Below are 24,606 nucleotides of genomic sequence, written 5' to 3'. Positions count from 1 at the left end.
TTTATTCGTTGAACTTGGACAGCACCATGGAGCCGTTGGTGCCCCCGAAGCCAAATGAATTGGTCATCACGGAATCAAGGCCAGCGTTTTCGACGCAGGTGGTGGCGATCTCTTCCGGCTTCAGCGCCGGGTCCAGCGTTTCCACGTTGATCGACGGAATGATGAAATCGTGCTCCAGTGCGAGCAGGCAGTAGATCGCTTCCTGCGCACCGGTGGCGCCCTGGCTATGGCCGGTCATTGACTTGGTCGAGGACACAGGCGGCGTTGATCCTTCACCGAACACGCGGCGCACGGCCTCGATCTCGCCCACGTCGCCCACGGGCGTCGAGGTGCCATGCGCATTGATGTAGCTGACCTTGCGCCCCTCTGGCACCGTGCTCAACGCCACGCGCATTGCGCGCTCACCGCCCTCACCGGAGGGGGCCACCATATCTGCACCGTCAGAAGTCGCGCCGTAGCCGGTCACTTCGGCGTAAATCTTCGCTCCGCGCGCGCGGGCGTGTTCCAGCTCTTCGAGCACGAGGATGCCGCCGCCACCGGAGATGACAAAACCATCGCGGCCCGCGTCAAACGCGCGCGAGGCTTTGTCCGGTGTATCGTTGTACTTGGACGACATGGCGCCCATGGCGTCGAACAGGCAGGACAGGGTCCAGTCCAGTTCCTCGCCGCCACCGGCGAACATCACGTCCTGTTTGCCCATCATGATCTGCTCTGCGGCGTTGCCGATGCAGTGCAGCGAGGTCGAACAGGCCGAGGTGATGGAATAGTTGATGCCCTTGATCTTGAACGCGGTGGACAGGTTTGCCGACACGGTGGAACACATGGCTTTTGGCACGGCAAAGGGGCCGACGCGCTTTGTGGCACCCGTTTTCAAAACCGTCTGATGCGCGGTGAGCAACGCCGATGTGGACGGGCCGCCAGAGCCCGCCACAAGTCCGGTGCGCGGGTTCACGATGTCGGATTCTTCAAGGCCTGAATCCGCGATGGCTTGTTGCATGGCGATATGGGCATAGGCCGCCCCCGGCCCCATGAAGCGCAGAGCGCGCTTGTCCACATGCTCAGAGACGTCAATCTTCAACTGGCCTGCGATCTGTGACCGAAAGCCGTGTTCTTTCATTTCTTCGCTGGCAGTGATCCCGGAGGTGCCTGCCTTCAACGCGGCAAGCACTTCCTGAGCATTGTTCCCGATGCTGGAGACAACCCCCAGCCCTGTAACGACGACGCGGCGCATACGGCCTCCCTTGCGTTTGTTGGGGGTTATGTAGGCGACCAAAGGGGGGTGGCGCAAGGTGTGGCTGAATTCGCAGGGCCAGCAAACGCTTTGCAGTGGACTGATCAGGCATCATGCAAACAAGTGGCAGGATTCGCAGCCAATGAAATTGAGACGCACGCCGCCCATTTATGGTCAACACCTCTGCTATAGCTGCAGCGAAACGCTTTTTTAAGCAGCTCTCCGCAGGGCTCCCGAAGACGTTGATCCAACCAAGCACCCTGCATCACTATTTCGGAGGCCCCATGTGGCAGCCGCCGAGACGCGAGGCGGCCGCCGTCAGCTGTCCGAGGGATGATTCACGCCGTCGTTCCAGTGGACAGGCTCGAAATCCATCGGCTCCATGCCCTCAATGCAATAGAGGTTCACCCCAAGCTGGTCAGGGTTCGATCGCCGTTTGTGATACATGTAGATGCCGCAGGTTTTGCAGAAGTGATGCTGCGCGGTATGTGTGTTCCATGAATAGGTCGTCAGATTGTCCGCTCCCTTGATGATCTTCACCCCGTCCAACGGGGCAGAGACCACGGCAGAAGGACGGCGTCGGCAATAGGAGCAGTCGCATTTGCGAGGGGCGTTGGGCCCACCGATCAATATGACCTCCAGCGCGACCGCGCCACAATGGCAAGTGGCTTTGACGGGTTCGGTGGGAAGCTCTGTCATTTTCGTTTGATCCTTGGAACACGGGTGATGTCGCGACGATAGACTGCTGCGGGGTGCGGTGGAATGCCGTGTGTCTGGCTCCAGAAACGAGGCCCGCCAAGACGCAGAAACGTCGGCAGGGCCAGCGCGGCACCCGCGACGAAGCCCCCTGCATGGGCCCAATAGGCCACGCCTCCCGCCATCGGATCTGCGCCAAGCCCGTTCCAGATCTGCATCGCGAACCATCCTGCCAAGGCAATCCAAGCGGGCACCGGGATGATTTTGAAAATGATGACAATTATTAACAGGATGTCTACTTTTGCCCTTGGAAAGAGCAGGATGTAACCTCCCATCACCCCTGCGATCGCACCAGAGGCACCGACGGTTGGCACGTTGCTAAAGGGGGCCGAATAGTAATGCACCAACCCTGCCAGTATCCCCGCTGCCAGATAGAACAGCGCAAAACGGATATGCCCCATCTTGTCTTCGAGGTTGTCACCGAAGATCCAAAGATACAGCATGTTGCCGCCGATGTGCATCCAGCCGCCGTGCAGGAACATGGAGGTCAGCAACCCCGTGTAGCCAAAGCCTTCGGACAAGAAGGACGGCACCAAGGCGTAGTCCGCATAGAACGAAAGCAATGCCCGGTCATCGTTGGCAAGGTCAAGCGTCGCGACGAAGACGGCGATATTGATCGCGATCAGCGCATACGTGACGAAGGGCGTGCGCCCCGAAGGGTTGTGATCGCGGATTGGAAACATGGGAACAGTGGTAGGCTTTGGCGGTGGACGCGTCCAGAGCAGCGGGAGGGAGGACAAGCAATTCTCCCCCCTCCCGACCTGCCGTCGACGTCACGTGCAGAGATCAGGCATGCCCTGCCAGCAGGGCCGTGTTCCCGCCCGCCGCCGTGGTGTCGATGCAGATGTGCCGCTCTGCCAGTGCGTGGGCTGGGTCGGGCATCCCGGTGATGAGCGGCAGAATCGGCCCTGTGCGCTCTGCCAACGCGCGGCGCAGAGTTCTGGCGTGATCTTCGTCGCCCCACCAGACTACGCCGGAGAAACCATCGAGCTTGCTCAGGCAGTCGGCATTTACCGGGCCGGTCGCCGCATGGGCAGTGCCGCCAAGCGCGCGGATGGCTTCGGCCTGTTGCTGCGCGGCCCGTGTGCCGGGGCCAAGGCACAGCACGGGCGGACGGGCGCTGGTGGTCAGCTGGTTTGCCTCGCCCGTAGGCCCTGGCAGGATGGTGCGGCTGGGCTTCGGGGCGTCCTTGGCAGCGGCAACCAGCGCTTGCGCCAGCCCTTGTGCCGTGGCTGGCATATGGTCGCCATTGGGCGGCGTGACCTCGGGCGCGGGGTGCGCACGAAAGCGCGGCAGGTAATGCGGGCCGCCCGCCTTGGGGCCAGTCCCCGACAGCCCTTCGCCACCAAAGGGCTGAGAGCCGACAATGGCTCCGATCTGGTTGCGGTTCACATAGATATTGCCCGCATGAATGCGATCCGTGACGTGTTGCACACGGTCGTCGATCCGGGTCTGCAGGCCAAAGGTCAGCCCGTAACCCGTTGCGTTGATCGCATCGATGACCTTGTCCAGATCGCGGCCCTTGAAGGACGCAATATGAAGGACAGGGCCAAAGATCTCGCGTTGCATGTCTGCAATGCCGTCAACACGGATCAGAGCAGGCGGCACAAAATGACCGTCTGATGGGACGGGCAAGCTGTGCAACAGGCGCTTGTCGTGGCGGGCGGCCTCGATGTGATCGGTGATGATCCCGGCGGCCTCTGCGTCGATCACCGGGCCTGCGTCTGTAGCAGGTTGCCACGGGTCGCCCAGCACCAGCGCATCCATCGCGCCGGTCAGCATCTCAAGGAAACCCGTCATGATGTCTTCCTGGACATACAGGCAACGCAGGGCGGAGCACCGTTGCCCGGAGGACTGGAACGCGCTTTCAATGATCGCCTGCACAGCTTGTTCCGGCAGCGCGGTGCTGTCCACGATCATGGCATTCAACCCGCCGGTCTCCGCGATGAGCGGTGCGCCGGGAGCAAGGTTTTCCGCCATGGATTTATGGATGATTTGAGCGGTCTCGGTCGAGCCGGTGAAGGCCACGCCCGCCACATCCGGGCAGGAAGTCAGGGCAGCCCCCACGTCGCCTGCCCCGGGAAGCAGGTGCAACGCCTCGGCAGGCACGCCCGCCTCGATCAGAAGTTGCGCAGCGCGGTATCCGATCAGCGGCGTCTGCTCGGCGGGCTTGGCGAGCACGGCGTTGCCAGCAGCCAGGGCGGCTGCAATTTGCCCGGTAAAGATCGCCAACGGGAAGTTCCAGGGCGAGATGCAGGCAAAGATGCCGCGCGCGGGGTCCTCATTCGCCTGACCGGCGTAATAGCGTAGAAAGTCCACGGCTTCCCGCAGTTCAGCCACGGCGTCGAGCAGGGTCTTGCCCGCCTCACGGTGCAGCAGGGCAAACAGCTCGCCATAGTGCTGCTCATACAGGTCAGCTGCGGCGTTAAGCACGCGCGCGCGCTCGGGCGCGGGCGCAGACCATGGCTGCGCAACCGCTGCAGCGGCGCGGGACAGTTCCGGCGTGGCCCAGGCGACAGCGCCGACCGTATCCGACGGATCGGACGGGGCGACGCGGGTTTCCGGCGCAGTGGCCTCGCCCGTGGCGGTGGTCAGCGGTCCACCCTGCCACTGGTGCTTTGCAAAGGGCGAACGCGCTGCGTCAATCGCCGCCATCGTCGGGCGGTGGCGCAGATCCCAGCCCTTGGAGTTTTCGCGCCCGTCGAACAGGTCGCGCCCGGTGGGCAGATGGCGCGCATCCGGTGCATCAAAGGGATCGGCGGCAACCACTTCGGGGGCCACATCCTCGTCAACAATCTGGTTCACGAAGGACGAGTTCGCGCCGTTTTCGAGCAAGCGACGCACAAGATAGGCGAGCAGGTCGCGGTGTGCACCCACAGGCGCGTAGATACGACAGGCGGTGCCATTCTGATCCTTGAGCAGCCCATGCAAAGTTTCGCCCATGCCGTGCAGGCGCTGGAACTCGAACGCATCTTTGGGCACCTCCCGCGCCATGTGCAGAATGGCCGCTGCGGTATGGGCATTATGTGTGGCGAATTGCGGGTAGATGCGGTCGGTCATGGACAGCAGTTTGCGCGCGTTGGCGATGTAGCTGACATCGGTGTGCGATTTCGCGGTGAACACGGGGAAAGCGCCTAGCCCCATGACCTGCGCCTTCTTGATCTCTGAATCCCAATAGGCACCTTTGACCAAGCGCACCATGATGCGGCGGTTCAGCCGCTCTGCCGTGGCGTTGAGCCAATCGATGACCGCCCCGGCGCGCTGGCCATAAGCCTGTACAACAACCCCAAAGCCGTCCCAGCCTTTCAGCGCCGGATCGGCAAGCGTTTTTTCAATGATGTCGAGCGATATCGACAGGCGGTCAGCTTCCTCCGCATCGACGTTCAGCCCGATCCTGGCGCTTTTTGCCAGACCACACAGCGCGGTCAGACGCGGGACCAGAGCGGCCACGGCCTCGTCATGTTGCAACTCGTCATAGCGTGCATAAAGAGCCGACAGTTTGACCGAGATGCCGGGGTTGCGCCGCGTATCCTTATGCGTCGCGGCCTTGGAAATCGCGGTGATCGCGCGGCTGTAGGCAAGATGATAGCGCGCGGCGTCGCTTTCCGTCCGCGCGGCTTCGCCCAGCATGTCGTAGGAATAGGTGTAGCCCTTCTCTTCCATCTTGGAACCACGCTTCATCGCGGCCTCGATGGTTTCCCCAAGGACGAATTGGCTGCCCATCTCCTTCATGGCGCGCGCGACGGCCTTGCGGATCACCGGCTCGCCCAGCCGCTTCATGGCGTTGCGCAGATGGCCTGCGGGGCCGGGGCGGGCGTCGTCGTCCAGCACCTTGCCGGTCAGCACCAGCGCCCATGTCGATGCGTTCACCAAGGGCGAGGCGGAATGTCCGATGTGGCGCGACCAGTCGGACGGCGCGATCTTGTCCTCGATCAGCGCGTCAATGGTGTGGGCGTCGGGCACCCGCAGCAGCGCCTCGGCCAGGCACATAAGCGCAATGCCTTCTTCGGTCGACAGGCCGTATTCTGCGAGGAATACCTCCATCAAGCCGGGGCGGGTGCTGCCACGGATGTCTCGCACAAGGCGCGCGGCCTTGTCAGAGATGGCTTTGCGCGCTTCTGGCGACAGGTCTGCCGTGGCCCTCAAATCGGTCAAGGCCTCTGCCTCGGGTGCATAGGTCAACGCGTCGATACGACTGCGCAGGTCGGATGGCATGGTCATGGCGGTCTCCGGGCTGGATTTCGTCAAGAGTATCTGCAATCATAAAGGTGGTTCGCCTGATTGGGGGCGCTAAAGTGGTCAAATCGACTTTTGAAGGGGGCCTCTGCCATGCAGGATGAATTGAACGATCTGGACCGCTTTGATCAGGCCATTCTGCGCGAGCTTGCAGGTGAGGCGCGAATCTCGATCACTGAACTCGCCCGTCGTGTCGGGCTCTCGAAAAGCCCGGTTCAGGCACGCTTGAAAAAGCTCGAGAACGGCGGCACCATCAAAGGATATCGCGCGCTGCTTGATCCGATCCGGTTGGGGTTGGCGCATGTGACATTTGTCGAAGTGCGCATGGTCGACACGCGCGAAGCAACGTTGGCCAAATTCAATGCCGCCGTTGCCAAAGTGCCCGAGATTGAGCAAGCACATCTTATTGCGGGGAATTTCGACTATCTGCTGAAGGTGCGCACCGCCGATATGCCCTCTTACCGTCGCGTGCTGGCAGACAGCGTATCGACGCTTCCCGGGGTGGCCTCGACCTCCACCTTCGTGGCGATGGAAGCCATCAAGGAAGAGGCCGTGACAGACGTCTCGTGATCCGGTTGGAATTGCCGCCTCCTCCGTGCCGAACAGCCCGGCGCAGATCACCCGGTGTTCTTTTCGGAAGCCTCACGGCGGCGAGCCCCGCTGGGGATCCATGAGTTTTCGCTGCGATGATAACCCAGTCTTTACCCTGTCGGCACGATGGTGGCCCTGCGTCAGCTTCGGCGCGGAACAGGTGTGGCGGGCGAAGACCCGCTTTTGGGGCGCTGCATGGCCTATGTCTTTCTAAACGCGAACCAGATTTATACCGGCTCATATTACCCGGTAGCGAATGGCGACACGGTCTATGTGACAGATGGCACCATCATCGCCAACGACGAGAATTACACCGTCATCATGAGCGGCGGTTCGGCCCGAAGCCTTCTGGTGAATTATGGGCAGATCATAGGCCATGGCTTTGCAACACTGTACATGGGTGCGGCAAATTCCGTTTTGGAAAACCACGGATTGCTGCGGAACAATGACGACTCCCTGAACATGCGCCCCGCCGTCTTGCTCCCGACGGCGGGCAACCATCGCATCGTGAACAACGGGGAAATCACCAGCGCCGGGCGTGTGATCGACGTGAACGGAGCGGCCGCAACGCTGTCGTATACCGTACAGAACCACGGGCTGATGCAGGCGCTTTATGGCCACGATTTACTCCGCGATGGTGATTACGCGTCTCATGTCACCGTGGAGAACACAGGCACCATGCGCGGCGGAGAGCTTGCCATGTCAGGCACCGGGCGCAGCTGGCTGGACAATTCCGGCTTTATGGAAGTGACCAATATCGATGGCGCGTCCACCTTGGGATTGAAGCTGTTCAACACCGGCGTGATCCAGGGCTTCGAGTCGAGCAAAGCTTTTCTCGCCGACGCGGGAGAGGTCTGGATTCAAGGCAGCGAAGACAGCGACCTTGTGCGCAACCAAGGCACTATTCGCGGAGACATGGACGCCGCTTCCGGCGGAGACGCGATCTATAATAGCGGGCACTGGGTCGGCGACCTGACCCTTGGTTTTGGCAACGACAGCATCTACGGTTTCGATGGCACCTTTGAAGGCATTATCGACGCTGGGCCGGGTGATGATCGGATCGCGCTGGCAGAGAACAACGCCACTGTCATCGGGGGCGAGGGACAGGACACGCTGATCGCGCGAGGCGATGTTCTGAACGTCAGCGGCGTCGAGGTCATCGTCTTGCAAGGTTATGGCAGCTATGAAGTTATCGGCTCCGAAGCAGGTGACGATATTCGGGGCAATTACGCAGACAACTCCTTGTCCGGCCTTGGCGGCGCAGACACGATCAGCGGTGGCGCCGGAAACGACGTGATTTTTGGTGGGGATGCCGACGACGTCTTGTACGGCAATGCCGGGGACGACGAAATTGATGGCGGGGCGAATGCGGATGTTCTGGTTGGAGGCGAGGGCAATGATACGCTGCGCGGGGATGTCGGCAACGATGCATTATCGGGCGGCAACGGAAACGACTACGTCGATGGCGGGATCAACGACGACACGATGACTGGCGGGTTTGGAGACGACACGCTGCTCGGCGGTGACGGAGGTGATTACATCGCGGGGCTTGGTGATGATGACTACCTCGATGCCGGCAATGGCGCTGATCGTGTCTTGGGCGGCGACGGAGACGACACGCTGATTGGCGGGGCTGGAAATGACACGATCGCCGGAGACGGCGGAAATGACGTGATCCAAGGAGGCTTGGGCTACGACATTCTGATTGGCAAATCCGGCTCGGATACTTTCGTGTTCGACAGCTTTGCAGAGGTCGATGACGGAACGCCCGACAGGATCAAGGACTTTGAGAGAGGCCGGGACATCATTGACCTCTCCGGCATCGACGAAGAGGCGAGCTTTCGCTTTGCCGGAACGGGCGGGTTTACCGGCAGCGGCGGCATGGAAGTGTTCTACTTCGTCAATCCATTCGGCGCGACCCTGCTGTATCTCGACGAAAACGGCGATGGCGCGACTGATGCATCGCTGATTTTGCTGAATGTGCCTGATGGCGTCACAGAGGCTGACTTCATTCTCTGAAATCTTGGGCGAATGTGGTTTACACCGCAGGTGCTATAGCTATTGTCACGCCACCTTTCGCGCTTCGCGCGCGATGTGGAGCCCGCGTGGTGGAATGGTAGACACAGGAGACTTAAAATCTCTAGGCCTTAGTGCCGTGCCGGTTCGAATCCGGCCGCGGGCACCACATTATCCATAGGTGAAGACGACGAAAGAGCGCCACACGGCGCGTTAGCCCGCAATGTCAGCTTTTCTTGCGCAGACGGATCACGACCTCGACCGATGCAATTTCAGATCCAGGCGGCGCCTCGGGCAGATTGGTAATGACCAGCTGGTCAGAAGGCGCGTCGGTCAGATGGCCCTCATCTTCCCAGAAAAAATGCGGGTGATCGTGGGTGTTGGTGTCGAAATAGCTGCGCGAGCCATCCACGGTGACTTCCTGCATCAACCCTGCGTCGCAGAACGCCTTCAGCGTGTTATAAACGGTGGCGAGGCTCACCTGCTCTCCATCACCCTTGGCTGCGGCAAACAAGCTCTCGGCAGTTACATGGCGGTTGTTACCATCGCCGACCAGCAAAGCCGCCAAAGCAACGCGTTGCCGTGTCGGGCGCAGGTCACTGCGCGCCAGCCAAGATTTTCCACGCTCTATTGCGGGGGTCATTGTCAAATCTGCACCAACTTTCGCCATCACCCTAATATATAGGGCGCATGTGGGGGTGATTTCAATTCCTTTCACGGACAAAGGGCATCGAACGCGGTTGGGTTGCGCTTGCATGGCACGCGACCCCGGTGGTAGACGGGGCCGGACTTTCTGACACGGCTTATGATGAGGGGGACTTCCGCGATGTCCGACTATCCCACCAGCTTCGACAAGGACGACCTGCTGAAATGCGCCCGTGGCGAGCTGTTCGGCGAAGGCAACGCACAGCTTCCCGCACCGCCCATGCTTATGATGGACCGCATCACCGATGTCTCTGCTGACGGCGGCGCGCACGGCAAGGGGCACATTCTGGCCGAATTCGACATTACGCCAGACCTGTGGTTCTTTGACTGCCACTTTCCCGGCAACCCGATCATGCCCGGGTGCCTCGGGCTGGACGGCCTATGGCAACTGACTGGGTTCAACCTCGGCTGGCGGGGCTGGAAAGGCCGTGGCTACGCACTGGGCGTGGGCGAGGTGAAGCTGACCGGCATGGTTCGCCCTGACCGCAAGATGCTGACCTACAAAATAGATTTCACCAAGGCTGTGCAAACCCGTCGCCTGACCATGGGCGTCGCAGACGGCATCGTCGAAGCAGATGGCGAAGTCATCTATCAGGTCACCGGCATGAAAGTGGCGCTGAGCGAAAGCTGACAGCTCACCACCTTCCAGCGGCGATGATATGAAAGGGGCAGAAATGCCCCTTTTTTTTTGTTTTGATAATGTCTGTGCCATTATGCGCAAAGCAGATCGGAGAACTGCGGAGGCTCTCGTTCAAAGGTTTTGTGCAGCAAAACCGCTCAGGATTTAAAACACATCAGAGCGGACGGCAGGAGAAAAACAACCGATCGGTCGGTGAAGGTTTTGACGGATCCAAGTGGGAACTTTCCGGAAAGCAAAGCCTGCGTCACAAAAGCTTCAACAAAGTGTTACGGTTGTTTTGCACCCGTCCTTTAGCGCGGCTCGCAGACGGGGCGACAGTTCCGCAAGCGACATTGCCAGCGAGGAATGCACAATGACCGACAAGACCCTTATCGATCTGTCCTGGGACGAATTCGACGAACACCGCGATCCGCGCCCCGACACCAATGATTTCGACGCCGTGGTCGAACGCGCTGTGTCCCGCCGTGGCTTCCTCGGCGGCGCACTGGCCTTTGGTTCTGGCGCGGCCGTGTTCGGCACCGCTGGGCTGCTTGGCTCCACCACCGCGGCCCGTGCCGAGGCCCACGGCGGCTTTGCCTTCGACGCCATCGACATTTCCACCGACCACCAGATCCACCTGCCCGACGGCTATCAGCACAAGGTTCTTGTGCGCTGGGGCGACGCGCTGTGGTCCGAAGCAAATGACGCCTTTAAGGACGGCCTCGTCTCTGTCGACATGTCCGACAAGGTATTTGGCGAGAATACCGACGGCATGGAGCTGTTCGACGTGGACGGCAAAGAAGTCATCGCCGTCAACTCTGAATACGTGAACCCCAAGATCAACCTGCCAGAGGCCTCCGAAGGCATGCCGCAAACCGCTGACGATGTGCAGATGCTCAAGAATTTCCAGGGCGTCACGGTCATGGAAATCACAAAGGGCGACAACGGCTACGAAGTGGTCAAGGACAGCCCCTACAACCGCCGCATCACGCATGAGACAGAGATGACCCTCGCAGGCCCGTTGGCCGGTCATGATCTGGTGAAAACCAACGCAGATCCCGAAGGCATGACCGTCAAAGGGACCATGAACAACTGTGGTTCGGGCAAGACGCTTTGGGGTACATACCTGACCTGCGAAGAAAACTTTAACGGCTACTTCGGCGCGACCGGTGACATGCCCGAGGGCGAAGGCTACAGCCGCTACGGCATCGGTGGTGAAGGCCGCTACGCTTACGAGAAGTTCGACGATCGTTATGACCTGTCGAAAGAGCCGAACGAACCGCACCGCCACGGCTTCGTCACCGAAATCAACCCGGCTGACGCATCCTCGACTCCGATCAAGCGCACTGCACTGGGCCGTTTCAAGCACGAGAATGCCGAGATGGTGCAGGCCTCTGACGGGCGCATCGTGGTCTACCTGGGCGACGACGAACGCGGCGAGTACCTGTACCGCTACGTGTCCAACGGCACGTGGGAAGAAGGTCAGGACGGCGGCGAGCTGCTCAATGATGGCACGCTCTATGTGGCGAAGTTCCACGACGACCAGACCGGCGAGTGGCTGGCGCTGACGCCGGACACCACGGGCATGAACGCTGCCGAAATCCTCGCCTTCACCCGCATGGCAGCCTCGGCGGCTGGCGGCACGACCATGGACCGCCCGGAGTGGGTCGCGGCAAACCCGACCAAGCCAGAGGCCTACGTCGCGCTCACCAACAACAAGAACCGTGGCGTGAAGCCGAACGCCGGCGGCGACGACACATCTGTCAACGCGGTCAACCCACGCGAGACCAACAACTTCGGTCAAATCGCCCGCTGGACCCCGGCGGATGGCAACCACGCGGCGGACGACTTCACTTGGGACCTGTACGTGATGGCCGGCAACCCGACCGTCTACGACAACGTCTATGCAGGCTCGGACAACGTCACCAAGGGCAACATGTTCAACTCGCCCGATGGCATGGCCTTCTCCTCTGACGGCATGCTGTGGATCCAGACTGACGGCGACGACAGCAACGAAGGCGAATTCGAAGGGCAAGGCAACAACCAGATGCTGGTGGGCAACCCGGAAACCGGCGAAATCGCCCGCTTCATGACTGTGCCGAACGGCGCGGAAGTCACCGGCCTGTGCTGGTCGCTGGACGGAAAGACAGCGTTTGTCGGCGTACAGCATCCGGGCGGCGCATGGCCGGACGGTGACGGCAAGCCCCGCTCCTCCGTGGTCGCCGTATGGCGCGAAGACGGTTCCGTAATCGGCTGATCACATTGATCGACCATGAAAGGAACAGCTCCGGCGCAACAGTGCCGGGGCTGTTTCACGTTGATGGCCCTGGCTGCTGGCGATGACCATCTTTTCGCTTCTTCACCTGCGAATTTCAGGCTCGACCAAATGGTCCTGTCGACTCAGTCTCGGTCCCGATCCTGCCTGAAACGCCGTTGCGTCCGGCTATTTCCAGCCAAGCAGGCAGCGCGTGACATGCAACAAACAAGATTACCGTGAGCAAAGAAAATCCCGCGCCGGGCGACCGGTGCGGGATGTTTGTGCCGTCAGCTGCGTTAGATAGGTATTTCTGCTCCGGAATTCCCTATGTGGACCATGGGCAGAACGCTTGGCCGTTCACTCCGACCGCAGAACCCGCGCAAAGCTGCTGAAGATATCATTGTTCGCGCAGAGGAGGGTTTTTGTCTCGAAAGGATCCTGCCCTTCGCGCACGCCTTCGACGATCGCACCCGCTTCCTTGGCAATCAAGTAGCCCGCTGCAAAATCGTGCAGGCTAAGCTCTCGCTCCCAATATCCATCGAAGCGACCGGCCGCCACATAGGCCAGATCCAAAGAAGCGGCGCCCGAGCGCCGCACGCCGGCACATTCCGGCATCAGTCGCGCAAGGTCCTTGAGCGTCGCGGGCAAAGTCCGCTTTGCGCCGAATGGCACGCCAGTGGCAAAAAGTGCCTCTACCATACGGCGGCGCCCGGAGACGCGCAGGCGTTTGGAGTCATTGAGCCAAGCGCCCGACCCCTTTTCGGCATAGAACATTTCGTCCTTGGCGGCATCGTACACGACGGCAGACACGATCTGGCCCTTGTGTTCCAACGCGATGGAAATCGCCCAATGCGGCAGGCCGTGGAGGAAATTGGTGGTTCCGTCCAACGGATCGACGATCCAGCGACGGGTCGGGTCTTCACCAGCGATCTCGCCGCTTTCTTCGCCAAGCCAGCCGTAGGTCGGGCGTGCGCCCATCAGCTCTTCTTTGAGGATGGCTTCGGACGCCAGGTCGGCGCGGGTCACGAAATCGCCCGCGCCTTTCATGGACACCTGGAGGTTTTCAACCTCGCGGAAGTCCTTGACCAGAGACCGTGCTGCCTTGCGCGCCGCCTTCATCATAATGTTGAGATTCGCGGTGCCCTGCATGATCCTGCCTCCAGACAACAAAAAGAAATCAGGCCGCGCCTATACGCGGCCTGACAGGAATTGCCAAGGGTTCATCCCTTTTTTGGCGTAAAACTCTCCGGCAGAGGGAGCTTTTATCTTAGCGGTAAACCACGCCCTTGGTGCCTGCGGGCGCGTATGCGCGCGGCGCCGCGGCGGGCTTGTGATAAACCTTACGCGCACCCGCACGGTTCACGTAAGGGCCGGCGTTTGCATTGCCACAGCAGACGACGCCGCCAACCAGCACTGGCTGAAGCCCCGCCGGGCAGTAGTTTGGTGCGTGGTACGCGTGCTGAAGCATATTGGAATTCGGGTTATTGGTCGCATCGCCCATGTACATATCGCCCCAGGCGAAAGCAGCGGTGCCAGAAAGCGCAAAGGCGGCCACGGCCGCGGAAAGAAGTCTCATAATGTCCCCCATGGTGACTAAAAACGGTGACTCGCAGAAATCCCTTCGGGAAAGCTAACAGCCCCTGTGGGCAAGTCAATTTCTTCCTGTCTTTTCCAAAGAAGTCGCGGAAATTGTTTCCGAATTGGGATCAATTTACCAACTGTTTCTGGCCTGACCTGCGGCTGGATGAATGCTCTATGGAGTGATGGTGCGACGCGTTTCCCAGCTTTGAACGGAACCTTGCGGACCAAGTTCGTGACGGCAGCGCCATGACGCTGCACAACGTCACAAAGGCAAAAGATCAGCAAAGCCGCGCTGGCGTCGGCAACGATTATCCGTTGAATGACACCGAAACGGCGACCTCGACCAGATGCGCGCACATCGTCTGAGCCATCCTCACTTGCAGTTTCCCTCGTGGGTCAAACCCCTCGTCGATAGCCGCTTTGAACCAACGACAAACAGGGGTCGCCCCTCATGGATACAAAAACCTGCGCCTTAAATCCAAATGGCTTCATCCGAAATCCGATCCGATGGTTGCCGGGACCGATCACCTAAGACAGCTCGTCATCCAAAAGATCACGCACAGCTTCAGGCGACAGCGGAAACTGAGGAGGACAGAGCGGAGGAGCGGCCCCATGGCCGGGATGGTCTTTACCGCCTTCATAGGATGAAGATCTTCGCATGAATCGACCTTTCCCTGAAAGTGAGGCGGAGAAAACAGCAAAACCTTCGCGTCAGCGACGTTTCTTTGCCAAACTGCGAACAGCTCACCTGAAACGCACAATTTTCAGGCGAACCACTCGCAAACAGTGCTAAATCACCCATTTGGGCCTCAGCTCTTCATCACCCGATCAGCTTTTTTCCGCACCAGCACCGTGCGAAGGTCGTGCATTGCCAATAGCAGCGCATCGGTCACCTCTTCGAGCTGGTCATCCGTGGCCTTTGACTGCGCCCATTGTGTCGTCGTGTTCAGGTAGTCCACCGCGCGATGGATATCGTCAATATCACGCATGGCGAGCAGGGTTTTACGCTCTGTCATCCATCGATTAATCTCCTCCAGATCATCGTTGGAAAGCTGCGTGTCGCCCTGAGGCTTTACCTCCTCGCGGTTCAGATTGACCACCGCGATCTGGTCCATCTCTATACGCCGATGCCGGTTTTCCGTATCGACGCGAAAAACCAGGGCGCCGTTTTCGCGCACCCGGAAATAGTAGTTTGGCAGATCAGCCATCTTTAAGCCCCTCACAGAAACGCTTGATGCGGAGGCATGCCTCTTTCAGCACCGCCTCGGATTCGGCATAGCTGACGCGGAAATACGGAGACAGACCAAAGGCCGTCCCAAAGACCACCGCGACCCCCTCTTCCTCCAGCAACGCTGTGCAGAACTCTTCATCGGTGGTGATAGACGTCCCGCCTTTGGACACCTTGCCCATGCAGTCGGCCACTGATGGGTAGACGTAAAACGCGCCTTCCGGCACGGCGCAGGTGATGCCGGGACAGCCGTTCAGCCCCTCAACCACAAGATCACGCCGCTTGCGGAACGCCTCGCAACGGGTGCCAAGGAAGTCTTGCGGGCCGGTCAGCGCCTCTACCGCTGCCCATTGCGAGATGGACGATGGATTGGTGGTGGATTGACCCTGAATCTTGCGCATGGCGGCGATCAGGTGCTCTGGCCCGCCTGCGTAGCCGATGCGCCAGCCGGTCATGGCATAGGCTTTGGACACGCCATTTACCGTCAGCGTGCGATCATACAGCTCCGGCTCCACTTGGGCGGGAGTTACGAATTGAAAGCCGTCATAGGCGAGGTGTTCGTACATGTCGTCAGACATGATCCAGACATGCGGATGCCGCATCAATACATCGGTCAGCGCCTTCAGTTCGTCCCGCGTGTAGCCTGCCCCCGTCGGATTGGAGGGCGAGTTGAAAATAAGCCACTTCGTCTGCGGCGTGATCGCCGCCTCGAGCGCCTCCGGCGTGATCTTGAAACCAAGCTGCCGCTCCCCCTCGACGATCACCGGAGTCCCCTGCCCCAGGCGCACGATGTCCGGATAGCTGACCCAGAACGGCGCGGGAATGATGACTTCGTCGCCGGGATTCAGTGTCGCCATCAGCGCGTTATACAGCACCTGCTTGCCACCCGTAGAGACGCTGATCTGCGCTGGCGTATAGGTCAGCCCATTCTCACGGTGAAACTTGGCGCAAATCGCTTCCTTCAATTCAGGAATTCCGTCAGGCGCCGTGTATTTCGTTTTCCCGGCATTGATTGCCGCAATCGCAGCAGCCTTGATGTTGTCCGGCGTGTCAAAATCCGGTTCACCGGCGCCAAGGCTGATGATGTCTCGGCCCTTCGCCTTCAGCTCGCGGGCCAGTTGCGTCACTGCCACGGTGGGGCTCGGCTTTACGGCAGCAAGCGTTTCGGAGAGGAAGGTCATGAGAAAGACTCCAACAGTTTGTGTTCAGGCGCTGCCTGTCTTAGGCTTCACCCCACCCCCGTTCAAGCGGCGACGCAAGGGAGAATAACGAATGGCAAATGACACTGACTGGTACGGCCCCGATGTGGCAACGCTTGGCGACCGCCTTGCGGCGGCGCGCGAGGCCCAAAGCATGACGCAGGAAAGTCTGGCAAAACGGCTCGGCCTGAAAACAAAGACCATCCAGGCGTGGGAAGATGATCACGCGGAACCGCGCGCAAACAGGCTGCAGATGCTGGCCGGTATACTCAATGTTTCGATGATGTGGCTCATAAACGGCGAAGGCGATGGCGTCATCAATCCCGACGCAGGCGCACTGTCCGAAGACGTAAACGCGCTTTTTCTTGAGTTGCGGACCGTGCGTGCGCAGATCGTACAAAAGGTCGAAAAAATTGCGCAGATCGAAAAACAGCTGCGCGCCAAGCTTAGGGAGGAAGGTCAGCTGTGACCGACGAAGAGACCCGCGATATCCGCATCAAACGTCTGAACATGCGCTCAATGCGACGCGGCACCAAGGAGATGGATATCATCCTGATCCGCTACGCCGAAGCGCGCCTGACAGCGATGGACACCGCGGGGCTCGACGCCTACGAGGCGCTTCTCGATGAGAACGATCAAGATCTGTACCAATGGATTTCGGGCCAAAAACCCGCGCCCGCCGTACACGCTCCGCTGATTTCCGATATCAAAGCGGTCGCTGCCAACGGCTGAAACGCCTTACGTCTTATGCATAGGGCGGGAATTCCCCCGCCCTTTCATATTTTTACGGAACGGTCCGTCGCCTCAACCAACCATCGCCTGAATGCCAAGGAACACAATGGCCGACAGCACCGCTGCCGCAGGAACCGTGATCACCCATGCGGCGGCGATGGTCAAAAAGTGCGACCGGCGCACCAACTTTCGACGGCGGCGTTCTTCGCGTGGGAGCGAGGGACGTTCTGGCATGGACATCCGCGCGCGTTTCAGTCGCCGCTCGAAATCCCATTCACGAAAAAATCCGACACCAAAGACCGCGCCGACCGCAATGTGCGTCGAGGAGACCGGCAAGCCCAGCCAGCTTGCCACGATAACCGTGATCGCAGCCGACAGCGCAACGCAATAGGCGCGCATCGGATTCAATTTTGTGATCTGCGACCCGACGATACGGATCAGCTTCGGACCGAACAGGAACAGGCCAAAGGAAATGCCGAAAGCCCCGATCAACATCACCCACAGCGGAATACCAAAGCCATCGCCGAACGTCCCCGTGCGTGAGGCTTCAACAATCGCGGCCAGCGGGCCGACCGCATTGGCCACGTCATTCGCCCCATGCGCAAAAGACAGCAGCGCAGCAGAGACGATCAACGGCACCCCAAACAGCACCTTCAGGGATTTGTTCCGGTTCTCCAGCCCTTTCGACTGGCGCTTTACCACCGGAATCATCACCGCCCAAAATACCACGCCCAGCGCTCCGCCGATGGCCAGCGAAGTGGTCAAGTCGATATCGACAACCTTCTTGAGCCCCTTCATTGCGAGATAGGCGGAAAAGGATCCGGCCATGATGCCCACCAATACGGGCACCCAGCGGCGCGCGGCTGCGATTTTGTCATCCTGATATACGATGCGAGACTTGATGAACCACAGGAAGGCTGCAGCGATTATGCCGCCGAGCAGAGGTGAAATTACCCAGCTGGCCGCAATCTTGCCCATTGTGGGCCATGCCACCGCGCCAAAACCGGCCGCAGCAATGCCTGCCCCCATAACGCCCCCCACGACAGAGTGCGTGGTAGAGACCGGCGCGCCGATCCATGTGGCGAGGTTAACCCAAAGCGCCGAGGACAGCAGCGCTGCCATCATCGCCCAAATGAAGACGTTTACATCTGACATGGCTTCCGGAGCGACGATGCCCTTGGCGATGGTGCCCACCACGTCACCGCCTGCCAGCATCGCGCCCGCGCTTTCAAAGATCGCGGCAATGGCGATCGCCCCACCCATTGTCAGCGCATTTGCCCCGACCGCAGGCCCCATGTTGTTGGCCACATCGTTCGCGCCGATGTTCAACGCCATGTAGGCACCAAAGGCCGAGGCGATCACGATGATCATGGTATTGTCGGAGCCGCCAAAGGCGATAGACGCCAGCAAAGCCGCCAGCACCATAAAGACCAGTGCAACGCCCTTTCCCGCCATCGGACGCGACACGTAGGCCGTGGCTTGCTCAAGCGTCGATAGCCGCCCGAGGTCGCGATCCAGTGTATCGGCGTGATTGGCCTGAAAATCTCGTTTCTCGGTCATAATGTTCTCCGCTCCGGTTCCGGGCGGAGTAACGACTGAGGCGCTTCATCTCAAGTGTTCTGAGGGGTGACCTTGGGATCGAAATCAAGAATGAGCTGCTTCAGCCCCGGTTCCAGCACCCGTGCGGCAGCCTCTGCTGGGGTAAACCAGCGCAGCTTGCGCTCATGCGCCTCGGGAAAATCAGCACACATTTTCACGACTTCAGCAGAGTACAACCAGACTTCGATCGGTTGGCTCCAGCCACGTTTCAGGAGCTTCTCATAAACGAAGCTGCCAAGCGCCCGCTTGCCGACTGCGCGCGTCTCGAACACCCCGGCCTCTTCCCAGGCTTCTTGCAGAGCCGTCCCAGTGGAATCCTTGCCCTTCATAGGCCAGCCTTTGGGCACGACCCATCGCCCGGTGTCACGACTTGTGATCAAAAGAACTTGCAATTCATCGCCATGAAAACGGTAGCATAGCGCGGCAAGCTGCAATCGCTTCGGTCTTTGATAAATGGGTTGGACGAAATCCCCCCAGAAACTTTTAAAATTTTCCAGCACAGCGCTGCCTCATTTTTTTAATTTGTGTGACGCCAGGACGCTGTGTCTAACAGCTAGGGGTAAAAATTTCAACCTGAAGCAGGCGGAACACCGTCAAGCCTGTTAAACTACGTCGATGTGTTTGCCAGTTCGTGGGAGCAAACCGCATCAGAAGTACGCATCTCAACGCACATCTGTAAGAACGCCTTCCGCGCAAAAGTGGTTCCAATTTTCTCGGCTTTCGGCACGGTTTAACGCGATATTTGGTTTTATCCGTGAAAGCTGCCGTTCATCACAATAGGCGGAGAAACGATATGAGCATTCATTCGTCCATGGACAAGAGCCCGGAACAGGGCTTCATGGCGAGCTATCTGGATGCGTTGAGCTTGGTGGAACGGCTTCACCGACTGCTGCTCGACGTTATCAAGGACGAGTTCGAAAGGCTTGGGATCATCGACGTGAACGCGGTGCAAGCACTGCTGCTGTTCAACATCGGCGAAAACGAGGTCACCGCAGGGGAACTGAAAACCCGCGGCTACTACCAAGGCTCCAACGTCAGCTACAACCTCAAGAAGCTGGTCGAAATGGGGTACATGCATCATCAGCGCTGCGAAATCGACCGCCGCTCTGTGCGCGTGCGTCTGACGCAACGCGGTCGGGAAATCAGCAACATCGTGGCAGAGCTGTTCAGCCGCCACGCGGATGGACTGCAAGGCAGGAACGTCTTGACCGTCGAGGGGATCGACGAGATCACAACGGCGCTGCGCCGCGTGGAACGCTATTGGACCGATCAGATCCGATACATCTACTGAGTCCCGCGCCTTGATGCGCATAGGCCAGAATGGCCAGACTCTCCTTCTGACGCCCGCCCTAGGGCATTATCACCGAAACCTGAGTGCAATTTGTTCACTCTACGACGCCAGACTGCGATCTGCTTCGCTCAGGCACCCATTTTCCCAAACATCTTTCATCTACCGGGTCGAGACCACCATGACCTGCAGTTCGCGCTTTAATTTGCGCACCATAGCTGCTTCGAAACTGGCGAATTCCGCTGCGGTTTCCACAAAGGCATCCGGCCCCTGCACCACGTAGGCGTGGTAATAGGCGGCAAGCGCATCCAGTCCGCCCCCGTCGCCCCCACCGATCACAAGACCATTGATCGTGATACCATCGGGACGCACAACCTTTGGCCGAGGCCCAGTGTTCGACGTACCATCCCCCGATACATCCAAAACCCGCTTCCAACAGGCTGCCTGCTTTGACAGCATCGCGGCCCCAAAAGACTTTGCCGCGCCAAGAGCGGTAGACGATGCGCCATCGCCTCGCTGCACATGGCGCAACGTCGTTGCGACCGCATCCAAGGCCACCGGGTCGCTTATGACACGCCACGGCGCAATGACGCGTTGTGCTTCCGGCCCACTCCACTCGTAAACTGCCAAGGATACTGGCGCCTCAGGCATGGCGAAGAGCGCGGTCTGGACCTCCGGGTGCAACAAAGCGGCGGCCAGGCCGTCCATTTGCAATCTATACTCCGCAGCGTCCACCGATCCCGATACGTCCAGCCCCAAGGCCAGCGCCTGACGGCACGCCCCCTGCGCCGTGGCGCCCCACAGACACAGAAGCAAGGGCAAGATCGCTCTCACCGAGACAGTCCGCCGACGATCCGGTCACGGATTTCACGGTAGAGCTTTCGCTCCATCGCTGCTTCGTAATCGGTATAATCGCTGGCAATCTCCACGAAGGCCCCCGGCCCGCGCATCACTTCGAACTCGAAATGTTCAAGCACCGCAGGGTCAGCCCCCAGCACCACAAGACCGTTTACCGTCACATCATTAAATGGGAAATGCCGATAGGCGTGCACAGGGCCAAAACCATCGTTGGTCACCCCATCACCAGACACGTCGATCACCTGCCGCTCACAACTCGGCGCCCGCTGCATAAGCCCCGCTCCGAAGCCAAGCGCATAGCCCAAAGCGGTAGGATAGCGCCGATATGTGCGGGTCTGCGCCTGCAAGCGCGCCGCCACTGGTGCGATATCCGCTGCCCCACCAAGCAGGACCCAGTCTTGAACCACAACCGACTGTCGCCGTCCGCTCCACTCGTAGATCGCCAGTGCGATGGGACCATCCTGGGCGATGGCATTCACCACATCGGGGCTTTGCAGCGCTGCTGCCAAACCATCACGTTGCAGGGCATATTCCGCGTCATCAACCGACGACGACACGTCCAGCGCCAAGAGTAGCGCCAGCCGACAGGCTGACGCCGCACTTGGCAACAATAGCGCCGTTAAAAGCGCCAGAAACCTCACCAATGGCCGGTGTTCTCCATGCTGGTCCAGGGCTCTTGCGGGGCGAGCGGCTCACCCTCCTGAAGCAATTCGATGGACACGTTGTCGGGAGAGCGCACAAAGGCCATGTGCCCGTCGCGCGGCGGACGGTTGATGGTCACGCCCGCATCCATCAGTGCCTGACACATCTCGTAGATGTCCGGCACCGTATAGGCGAGGTGACCAAAGTGGCGCGAATCCGACGGCAGCCCGTCGTCACCGTCCCAATTGTAGGTCAGCTCTACGTCCGCATGGCCGTCCGCCATATCCGGCGGGCACAGGAATACCAGAGTGAACCGACCCTGCTCACTTTCCTTGCGCTGACGTTCGACCAGCCCCAGCAGTTTGTAGAATGCGATGGATGCGTCCAGATCCTTCACGCGGACCATGGTGTGCAGGTATTTAATGCTCATTGGGAGCCCCCCTCGACCGGAGACACCCGCCCCCGATCAGAATACAGATTTCAGTCCGAACCGCAGATCGGTGCTGCGGCTCTCGTACAGACTATAATTGGACCTTCGGTCCTCGAAGGAAACCCCGATTTCCGGCGCAAAGCCATATCTTTCTAGCTTCGGGAGCAGAACATCGACAGACAAGCGCCAAACGTCATCTTCACGCGGATCCAGCCAAAACGTCGATGGTCCGAAGTCAAAATCCTCTGACTGCCAGGACAATGCGACGCGCGGCTGCGTCCCCTTGATCGGAGTCGCGTGGCTGTAGCCCAACTGAACCCGGTCTACCTGCCGCGCAAGAGACCGTGAGTCAGAAGAGATGTCAGCGCGGCTCAGGTCAAGGCTGACCGTGCCCTGCGTCCCTTTCCATTGGGTCAAGACACCTCCTGATCGCGTCGTCGCATCGCGTACGCCTGCATCGTGCCTGTGGTTGTCGGTGATTGCCCCGTGACCCGTAAGGATGAGATGTGATCCAAAGCTGCGGCCATAAGACAACGACACCTGACGCGTGTCGGACAGCACATCACCGCCAACCCAATCGCGTCGAAAGAGCAGGTCAACAGAGCCAAGCCACCGGCCCTCTTCACCGCGACGTTCCAAGCCGATGCCGACATTCATATGTTCCTGCCGGAAATCTTCGTTGTCCAGGCCTGGCACCTCGTCACGGGCCTCCTCAGAAAATCTGACACGGCTCAAACCGCCGCCCGCACGCAGGTTCAGACGTGCATTTCCGTCCAGCGCAAAGCGATAGAGATAGTCCGCGTCGACGCCGTAGCGTATTCCGCTCAACGGCACAGCCGTCGGGTTGATGAAGGTCAGACCGCCAAAGGTGAATTCATTCGTGCGTGGCGCATCGTTAAGGTTATCCGATGGCGCAACGCTCAGATCCAGCGACAGCCGCCAAGGTGTCTGCCGACGCACCACGCGAAAATCACGGATCGCAACGGCACGGGCTTCTTCGTCCGGCGCGATTGCCGAGGCACGTCTCAGCCAGAGTTGCGCCATCCCCTTGCGCCCCGCTGTGGCCCCCGTCTGAGCACGCACCATCGCAGCGTAGAAGCGCTCCGTCGGTGTCTCCGCGGCTTGCCAGGCGAGCGCTCCTGCTTCGGTGGCCTCATCAAGGCGGCCAAGGTCACGCAAGGCACGTGCGCGCAAGGTCAATGCTACAGGATCTTCAGGCTCGCCAAGCAGGACGCCATTGATAAGCACCAATGCGACGTCCGGACGCCGCGCCATCAAGGCGCGCGTCGCCACAGCGCGCGCCTCATCAAGGCTCATGCGGGTCTCCTGCGAGCTCGGATCAGCATTGGCGAGCGCTGGAAGCGCGCCAACGCAGATCAACGCCAACCAAGCCGCGCACAGAAGGCTGGTCAAACGCCTTGTCGGCTCAGCGCGAGCCAACAAAGCCGCCGACTTCACGCACGATCTCGACATCGTTGTACAAACCGGTATCGGGATCAATGCCGATGCTGATCGGCGTCGTATCCTCCACAACCACGATTCCAACGACCTCTTCACCATTCGGCCCGACAAAAAGCCCCTCCCAGCGCCCATCTGTCGTACCATTATCCTCACGAGGCGTAGGGCGGTTGGACGTAGCAGACACGTGCACCAATTGCGCATCGCCGGAGACGATAGTCCAGTTGTCAAAATCAATGTCCGTCCGGTCGAGACGGATAAAGGTCGTATCGCCAACGTTCGCCTCGCCCATGGAACGATCACCAACCGGCACCCCCATCGCGTCGAAAACGGTACGGTCGAACACAAGCCCACGGACGCTACCTGTTGTGTCAAAATCCTGAATGTCGACGGTCAACTGAGTTGTTCCCGTCACGTACTGAATGTCCTCCGTCGGCCCGGTCCTGCTATCAGGGCGGATTGTCCGAACGCCAGCGTACTCGCCGTTGAAAACATAGGTCGCATTCGTATCGGGCAATTGGCCGGAGCCGACCAAACGCTCGGCCCCTGCCCCACCGGTATCAAATGCGCGGTCAAAAACCTCGGATCGGGAGCCGCTCGCTGCGACCTGACCGTAGCCTTCGTCAGTAAGCCGAAAAACAGCGTAATATTCATCAGGACCGATGTTGTTTCGATATGCCCGAAACCCGGAGCCCTCGCCTGCGAAACTTGCCGAGACGGCCCCATCTGCCGAGTAAGGATTTGTGTCGTCGAAATCCAGGTTGTTGAGAACCAGATCGCCAGTGTCCGCGTCGTAGGTGATGCTGTTGAGCTGCAAGCCTTCCGCATCTGCCTGGGTCAGGTAGACATTTGGGTCTTCGGGCACCTCGGGAACGACTTCGCTGTCTGGCTCTCCGGTCACATCCGGCTCTTCGGTCAAAGGCTGCTGGCCTGTGCCAATACCGTTGGAACCATCGCTCTGAAGAGAACTGCCCCCACCTGAGCTGCACGAGGAAAGGACACTCGCAATTGCGAGTGCCAAGATTGCACGATTCATGATAACTGCCTCAGGTAAAACTTTTTATATTTTGTCCTGATCCTGTTTGGCGGCCTCAAAAAAGTCAATCGGCCCAGCCGCACACCTCTAAGATGTGCGGCAAAATCGCCCCACTTTCGCCACAGGTTTGACCAACTCACGGCG

Annotated in this window: 23 protein-coding genes and 1 tRNA gene; 8 read left to right on the top strand and 16 right to left on the bottom strand. The window is 59.7% G+C overall.

Features of this window, described 5'->3' with window-relative positions; translation table 11 throughout:
• Position 1: 1 nt before the first annotated feature.
• The 4 genes from fabB to putA all read right to left on the bottom strand — a co-directional run bounded on the left by fabB (position 2) and on the right by putA (position 6,208).
• Positions 2 to 1,231: a beta-ketoacyl-ACP synthase I gene (fabB, locus tag J4E08_RS21000; protein ID WP_349540150.1), complete on the bottom strand. Its 1,230-nt coding sequence runs from the start codon at positions 1,229 to 1,231 to the stop codon at positions 2 to 4.
• 318 nt (positions 1,232 to 1,549) lie between these two features.
• Positions 1,550 to 1,930, bottom strand: a complete 381-nt coding sequence (locus tag J4E08_RS20995) for a GFA family protein (RefSeq protein ID WP_349540149.1) — start codon at positions 1,928 to 1,930, stop codon at positions 1,550 to 1,552.
• Positions 1,927 to 2,670 (bottom strand): rhomboid family intramembrane serine protease, encoded by a 744-nt coding sequence (locus J4E08_RS20990; protein ID WP_349540148.1) that lies wholly within the window; start codon positions 2,668 to 2,670, stop codon positions 1,927 to 1,929. Before J4E08_RS20990 ends, J4E08_RS20995 begins: the two co-directional genes overlap by 4 nt.
• A 103-nt stretch (positions 2,671 to 2,773) precedes the next feature.
• Positions 2,774 to 6,208, bottom strand: coding sequence for a bifunctional proline dehydrogenase/L-glutamate gamma-semialdehyde dehydrogenase PutA (gene putA / locus J4E08_RS20985; protein WP_349540147.1), 3,435 nt, complete (start codon positions 6,206 to 6,208; stop codon positions 2,774 to 2,776).
• Between the two features lie 108 nt (positions 6,209 to 6,316).
• Here putA and J4E08_RS20980 point away from each other — a divergent pair, with 108 nt between their 5' ends.
• The 3 genes from J4E08_RS20980 to J4E08_RS20970 all read left to right on the top strand — a co-directional run bounded on the left by J4E08_RS20980 (position 6,317) and on the right by J4E08_RS20970 (position 8,999).
• A complete protein-coding gene (locus J4E08_RS20980) occupies positions 6,317 to 6,793 on the top strand; it encodes an Lrp/AsnC family transcriptional regulator (protein ID WP_349540146.1) in 477 nt (158 codons plus the stop codon).
• Between the two features lie 147 nt (positions 6,794 to 6,940).
• Entirely contained in the window at positions 6,941 to 8,833 is a 1,893-nt protein-coding gene (locus J4E08_RS20975) for a calcium-binding protein (RefSeq protein WP_349540145.1), read from the top strand.
• Between the two features lie 80 nt (positions 8,834 to 8,913).
• A tRNA-Leu gene (locus tag J4E08_RS20970) sits at positions 8,914 to 8,999 on the top strand.
• A 57-nt stretch (positions 9,000 to 9,056) separates the two neighbouring features.
• Here J4E08_RS20970 and irr read toward each other — a convergent pair.
• On the bottom strand, positions 9,057 to 9,473 hold the full coding sequence (gene irr, locus J4E08_RS20965; protein ID WP_349540171.1) for a Fur family transcriptional regulator Irr: 417 nt from the start codon (positions 9,471 to 9,473) through the stop codon (positions 9,057 to 9,059).
• Positions 9,474 to 9,656: 183 nt separating this feature from the next.
• On the opposite strand from irr, the gene fabA reads away from it, so the two are divergent.
• Both fabA and J4E08_RS20955 read left to right on the top strand, forming a co-directional pair.
• On the top strand, positions 9,657 to 10,166 hold the full coding sequence (gene fabA / locus J4E08_RS20960) for a bifunctional 3-hydroxydecanoyl-ACP dehydratase/trans-2-decenoyl-ACP isomerase (protein ID WP_349540144.1): 510 nt from the start codon (positions 9,657 to 9,659) through the stop codon (positions 10,164 to 10,166).
• 361 nt (positions 10,167 to 10,527) lie between these two features.
• A complete protein-coding gene (locus J4E08_RS20955) occupies positions 10,528 to 12,411 on the top strand; it encodes a PhoX family protein (RefSeq protein ID WP_349540143.1) in 1,884 nt (627 codons plus the stop codon).
• A gap of 357 nt (positions 12,412 to 12,768) precedes the next feature.
• Here J4E08_RS20955 and J4E08_RS20950 read toward each other — a convergent pair whose 3' ends face one another.
• The 4 genes from J4E08_RS20950 to J4E08_RS20935 form a co-directional block, all read right to left on the bottom strand.
• Positions 12,769 to 13,560: an inositol monophosphatase family protein gene (locus tag J4E08_RS20950; RefSeq protein ID WP_349540142.1), complete on the bottom strand. Its 792-nt coding sequence runs from the start codon at positions 13,558 to 13,560 to the stop codon at positions 12,769 to 12,771.
• Between the two features lie 118 nt (positions 13,561 to 13,678).
• Positions 13,679 to 13,987: a hypothetical protein gene (locus J4E08_RS20945; protein ID WP_349540141.1), complete on the bottom strand. Its 309-nt coding sequence runs from the start codon at positions 13,985 to 13,987 to the stop codon at positions 13,679 to 13,681.
• An 814-nt stretch (positions 13,988 to 14,801) separates the two neighbouring features.
• Positions 14,802 to 15,200 (bottom strand): hypothetical protein, encoded by a 399-nt coding sequence (locus J4E08_RS20940; RefSeq protein ID WP_349540140.1) that lies wholly within the window; start codon positions 15,198 to 15,200, stop codon positions 14,802 to 14,804.
• Positions 15,193 to 16,401, bottom strand: a complete 1,209-nt coding sequence (locus tag J4E08_RS20935) for a pyridoxal phosphate-dependent aminotransferase (protein ID WP_349540139.1) — start codon at positions 16,399 to 16,401, stop codon at positions 15,193 to 15,195. The genes J4E08_RS20940 and J4E08_RS20935 overlap by 8 nt, the downstream gene beginning before the upstream one ends.
• A gap of 91 nt (positions 16,402 to 16,492) precedes the next feature.
• Between J4E08_RS20935 and J4E08_RS20930 the strand changes: the two genes are divergently transcribed.
• Positions 16,493 to 16,888, top strand: a complete 396-nt coding sequence (locus J4E08_RS20930; RefSeq protein WP_349540138.1) for a helix-turn-helix domain-containing protein — start codon at positions 16,493 to 16,495, stop codon at positions 16,886 to 16,888.
• A gap of 41 nt (positions 16,889 to 16,929) precedes the next feature.
• The gene (locus J4E08_RS20925; RefSeq protein ID WP_183969528.1) at positions 16,930 to 17,151 is read left to right on the top strand and encodes an FAD assembly factor SdhE; all 222 of its coding nucleotides are present in this window, start codon (positions 16,930 to 16,932) and stop codon (positions 17,149 to 17,151) included.
• Between the two features lie 72 nt (positions 17,152 to 17,223).
• On the opposite strand, the gene J4E08_RS20920 is transcribed toward J4E08_RS20925, so the two are convergent.
• Positions 17,224 to 18,711, bottom strand: coding sequence for an inorganic phosphate transporter (locus J4E08_RS20920; protein ID WP_349540137.1), 1,488 nt, complete (start codon positions 18,709 to 18,711; stop codon positions 17,224 to 17,226).
• Between the two features lie 50 nt (positions 18,712 to 18,761).
• Positions 18,762 to 19,250: an NUDIX hydrolase gene (locus tag J4E08_RS20915; RefSeq protein ID WP_349540136.1), complete on the bottom strand. Its 489-nt coding sequence runs from the start codon at positions 19,248 to 19,250 to the stop codon at positions 18,762 to 18,764.
• A gap of 293 nt (positions 19,251 to 19,543) precedes the next feature.
• On the opposite strand from J4E08_RS20915, the gene J4E08_RS20910 reads away from it, so the two are divergent.
• Entirely contained in the window at positions 19,544 to 20,041 is a 498-nt protein-coding gene (locus J4E08_RS20910) for a MarR family winged helix-turn-helix transcriptional regulator (protein WP_349540135.1), read from the top strand.
• Between the two features lie 159 nt (positions 20,042 to 20,200).
• Here J4E08_RS20910 and J4E08_RS20905 read toward each other — a convergent pair whose 3' ends face one another.
• The 5 genes from J4E08_RS20905 to J4E08_RS20885 form a co-directional block, all read right to left on the bottom strand.
• On the bottom strand, positions 20,201 to 20,860 hold the full coding sequence (locus J4E08_RS20905; RefSeq protein ID WP_349540134.1) for a DUF1194 domain-containing protein: 660 nt from the start codon (positions 20,858 to 20,860) through the stop codon (positions 20,201 to 20,203).
• Between the two features lie 8 nt (positions 20,861 to 20,868).
• Complete coding sequence (locus J4E08_RS20900) at positions 20,869 to 21,537, bottom strand: DUF1194 domain-containing protein (RefSeq protein ID WP_349540170.1); 669 nt, start codon at positions 21,535 to 21,537, stop codon at positions 20,869 to 20,871.
• Positions 21,534 to 21,968: a VOC family protein gene (locus J4E08_RS20895; RefSeq protein ID WP_349540133.1), complete on the bottom strand. Its 435-nt coding sequence runs from the start codon at positions 21,966 to 21,968 to the stop codon at positions 21,534 to 21,536. The genes J4E08_RS20900 and J4E08_RS20895 overlap by 4 nt, the downstream gene beginning before the upstream one ends.
• Before the next feature lie 36 nt (positions 21,969 to 22,004).
• Positions 22,005 to 23,285, bottom strand: coding sequence for a tetratricopeptide repeat protein (locus J4E08_RS20890; RefSeq protein ID WP_349540132.1), 1,281 nt, complete (start codon positions 23,283 to 23,285; stop codon positions 22,005 to 22,007).
• Between the two features lie 109 nt (positions 23,286 to 23,394).
• Positions 23,395 to 24,345 carry a hypothetical protein gene (locus J4E08_RS20885; protein WP_349540131.1) on the bottom strand — a complete coding sequence of 317 codons (951 nt, stop codon included), beginning with the start codon at positions 24,343 to 24,345 and terminating at the stop codon, positions 23,395 to 23,397.
• Between the last annotated feature and the right edge of the window lie 261 nt (positions 24,346 to 24,606).

This window comes from Sagittula sp. NFXS13, assembly GCF_040148795.1.
Classification (GTDB): Bacteria; Pseudomonadota; Alphaproteobacteria; order Rhodobacterales; family Rhodobacteraceae; genus Sagittula; species Sagittula marina.
This window is presented reverse-complemented; position numbering and strand designations above follow the sequence as displayed.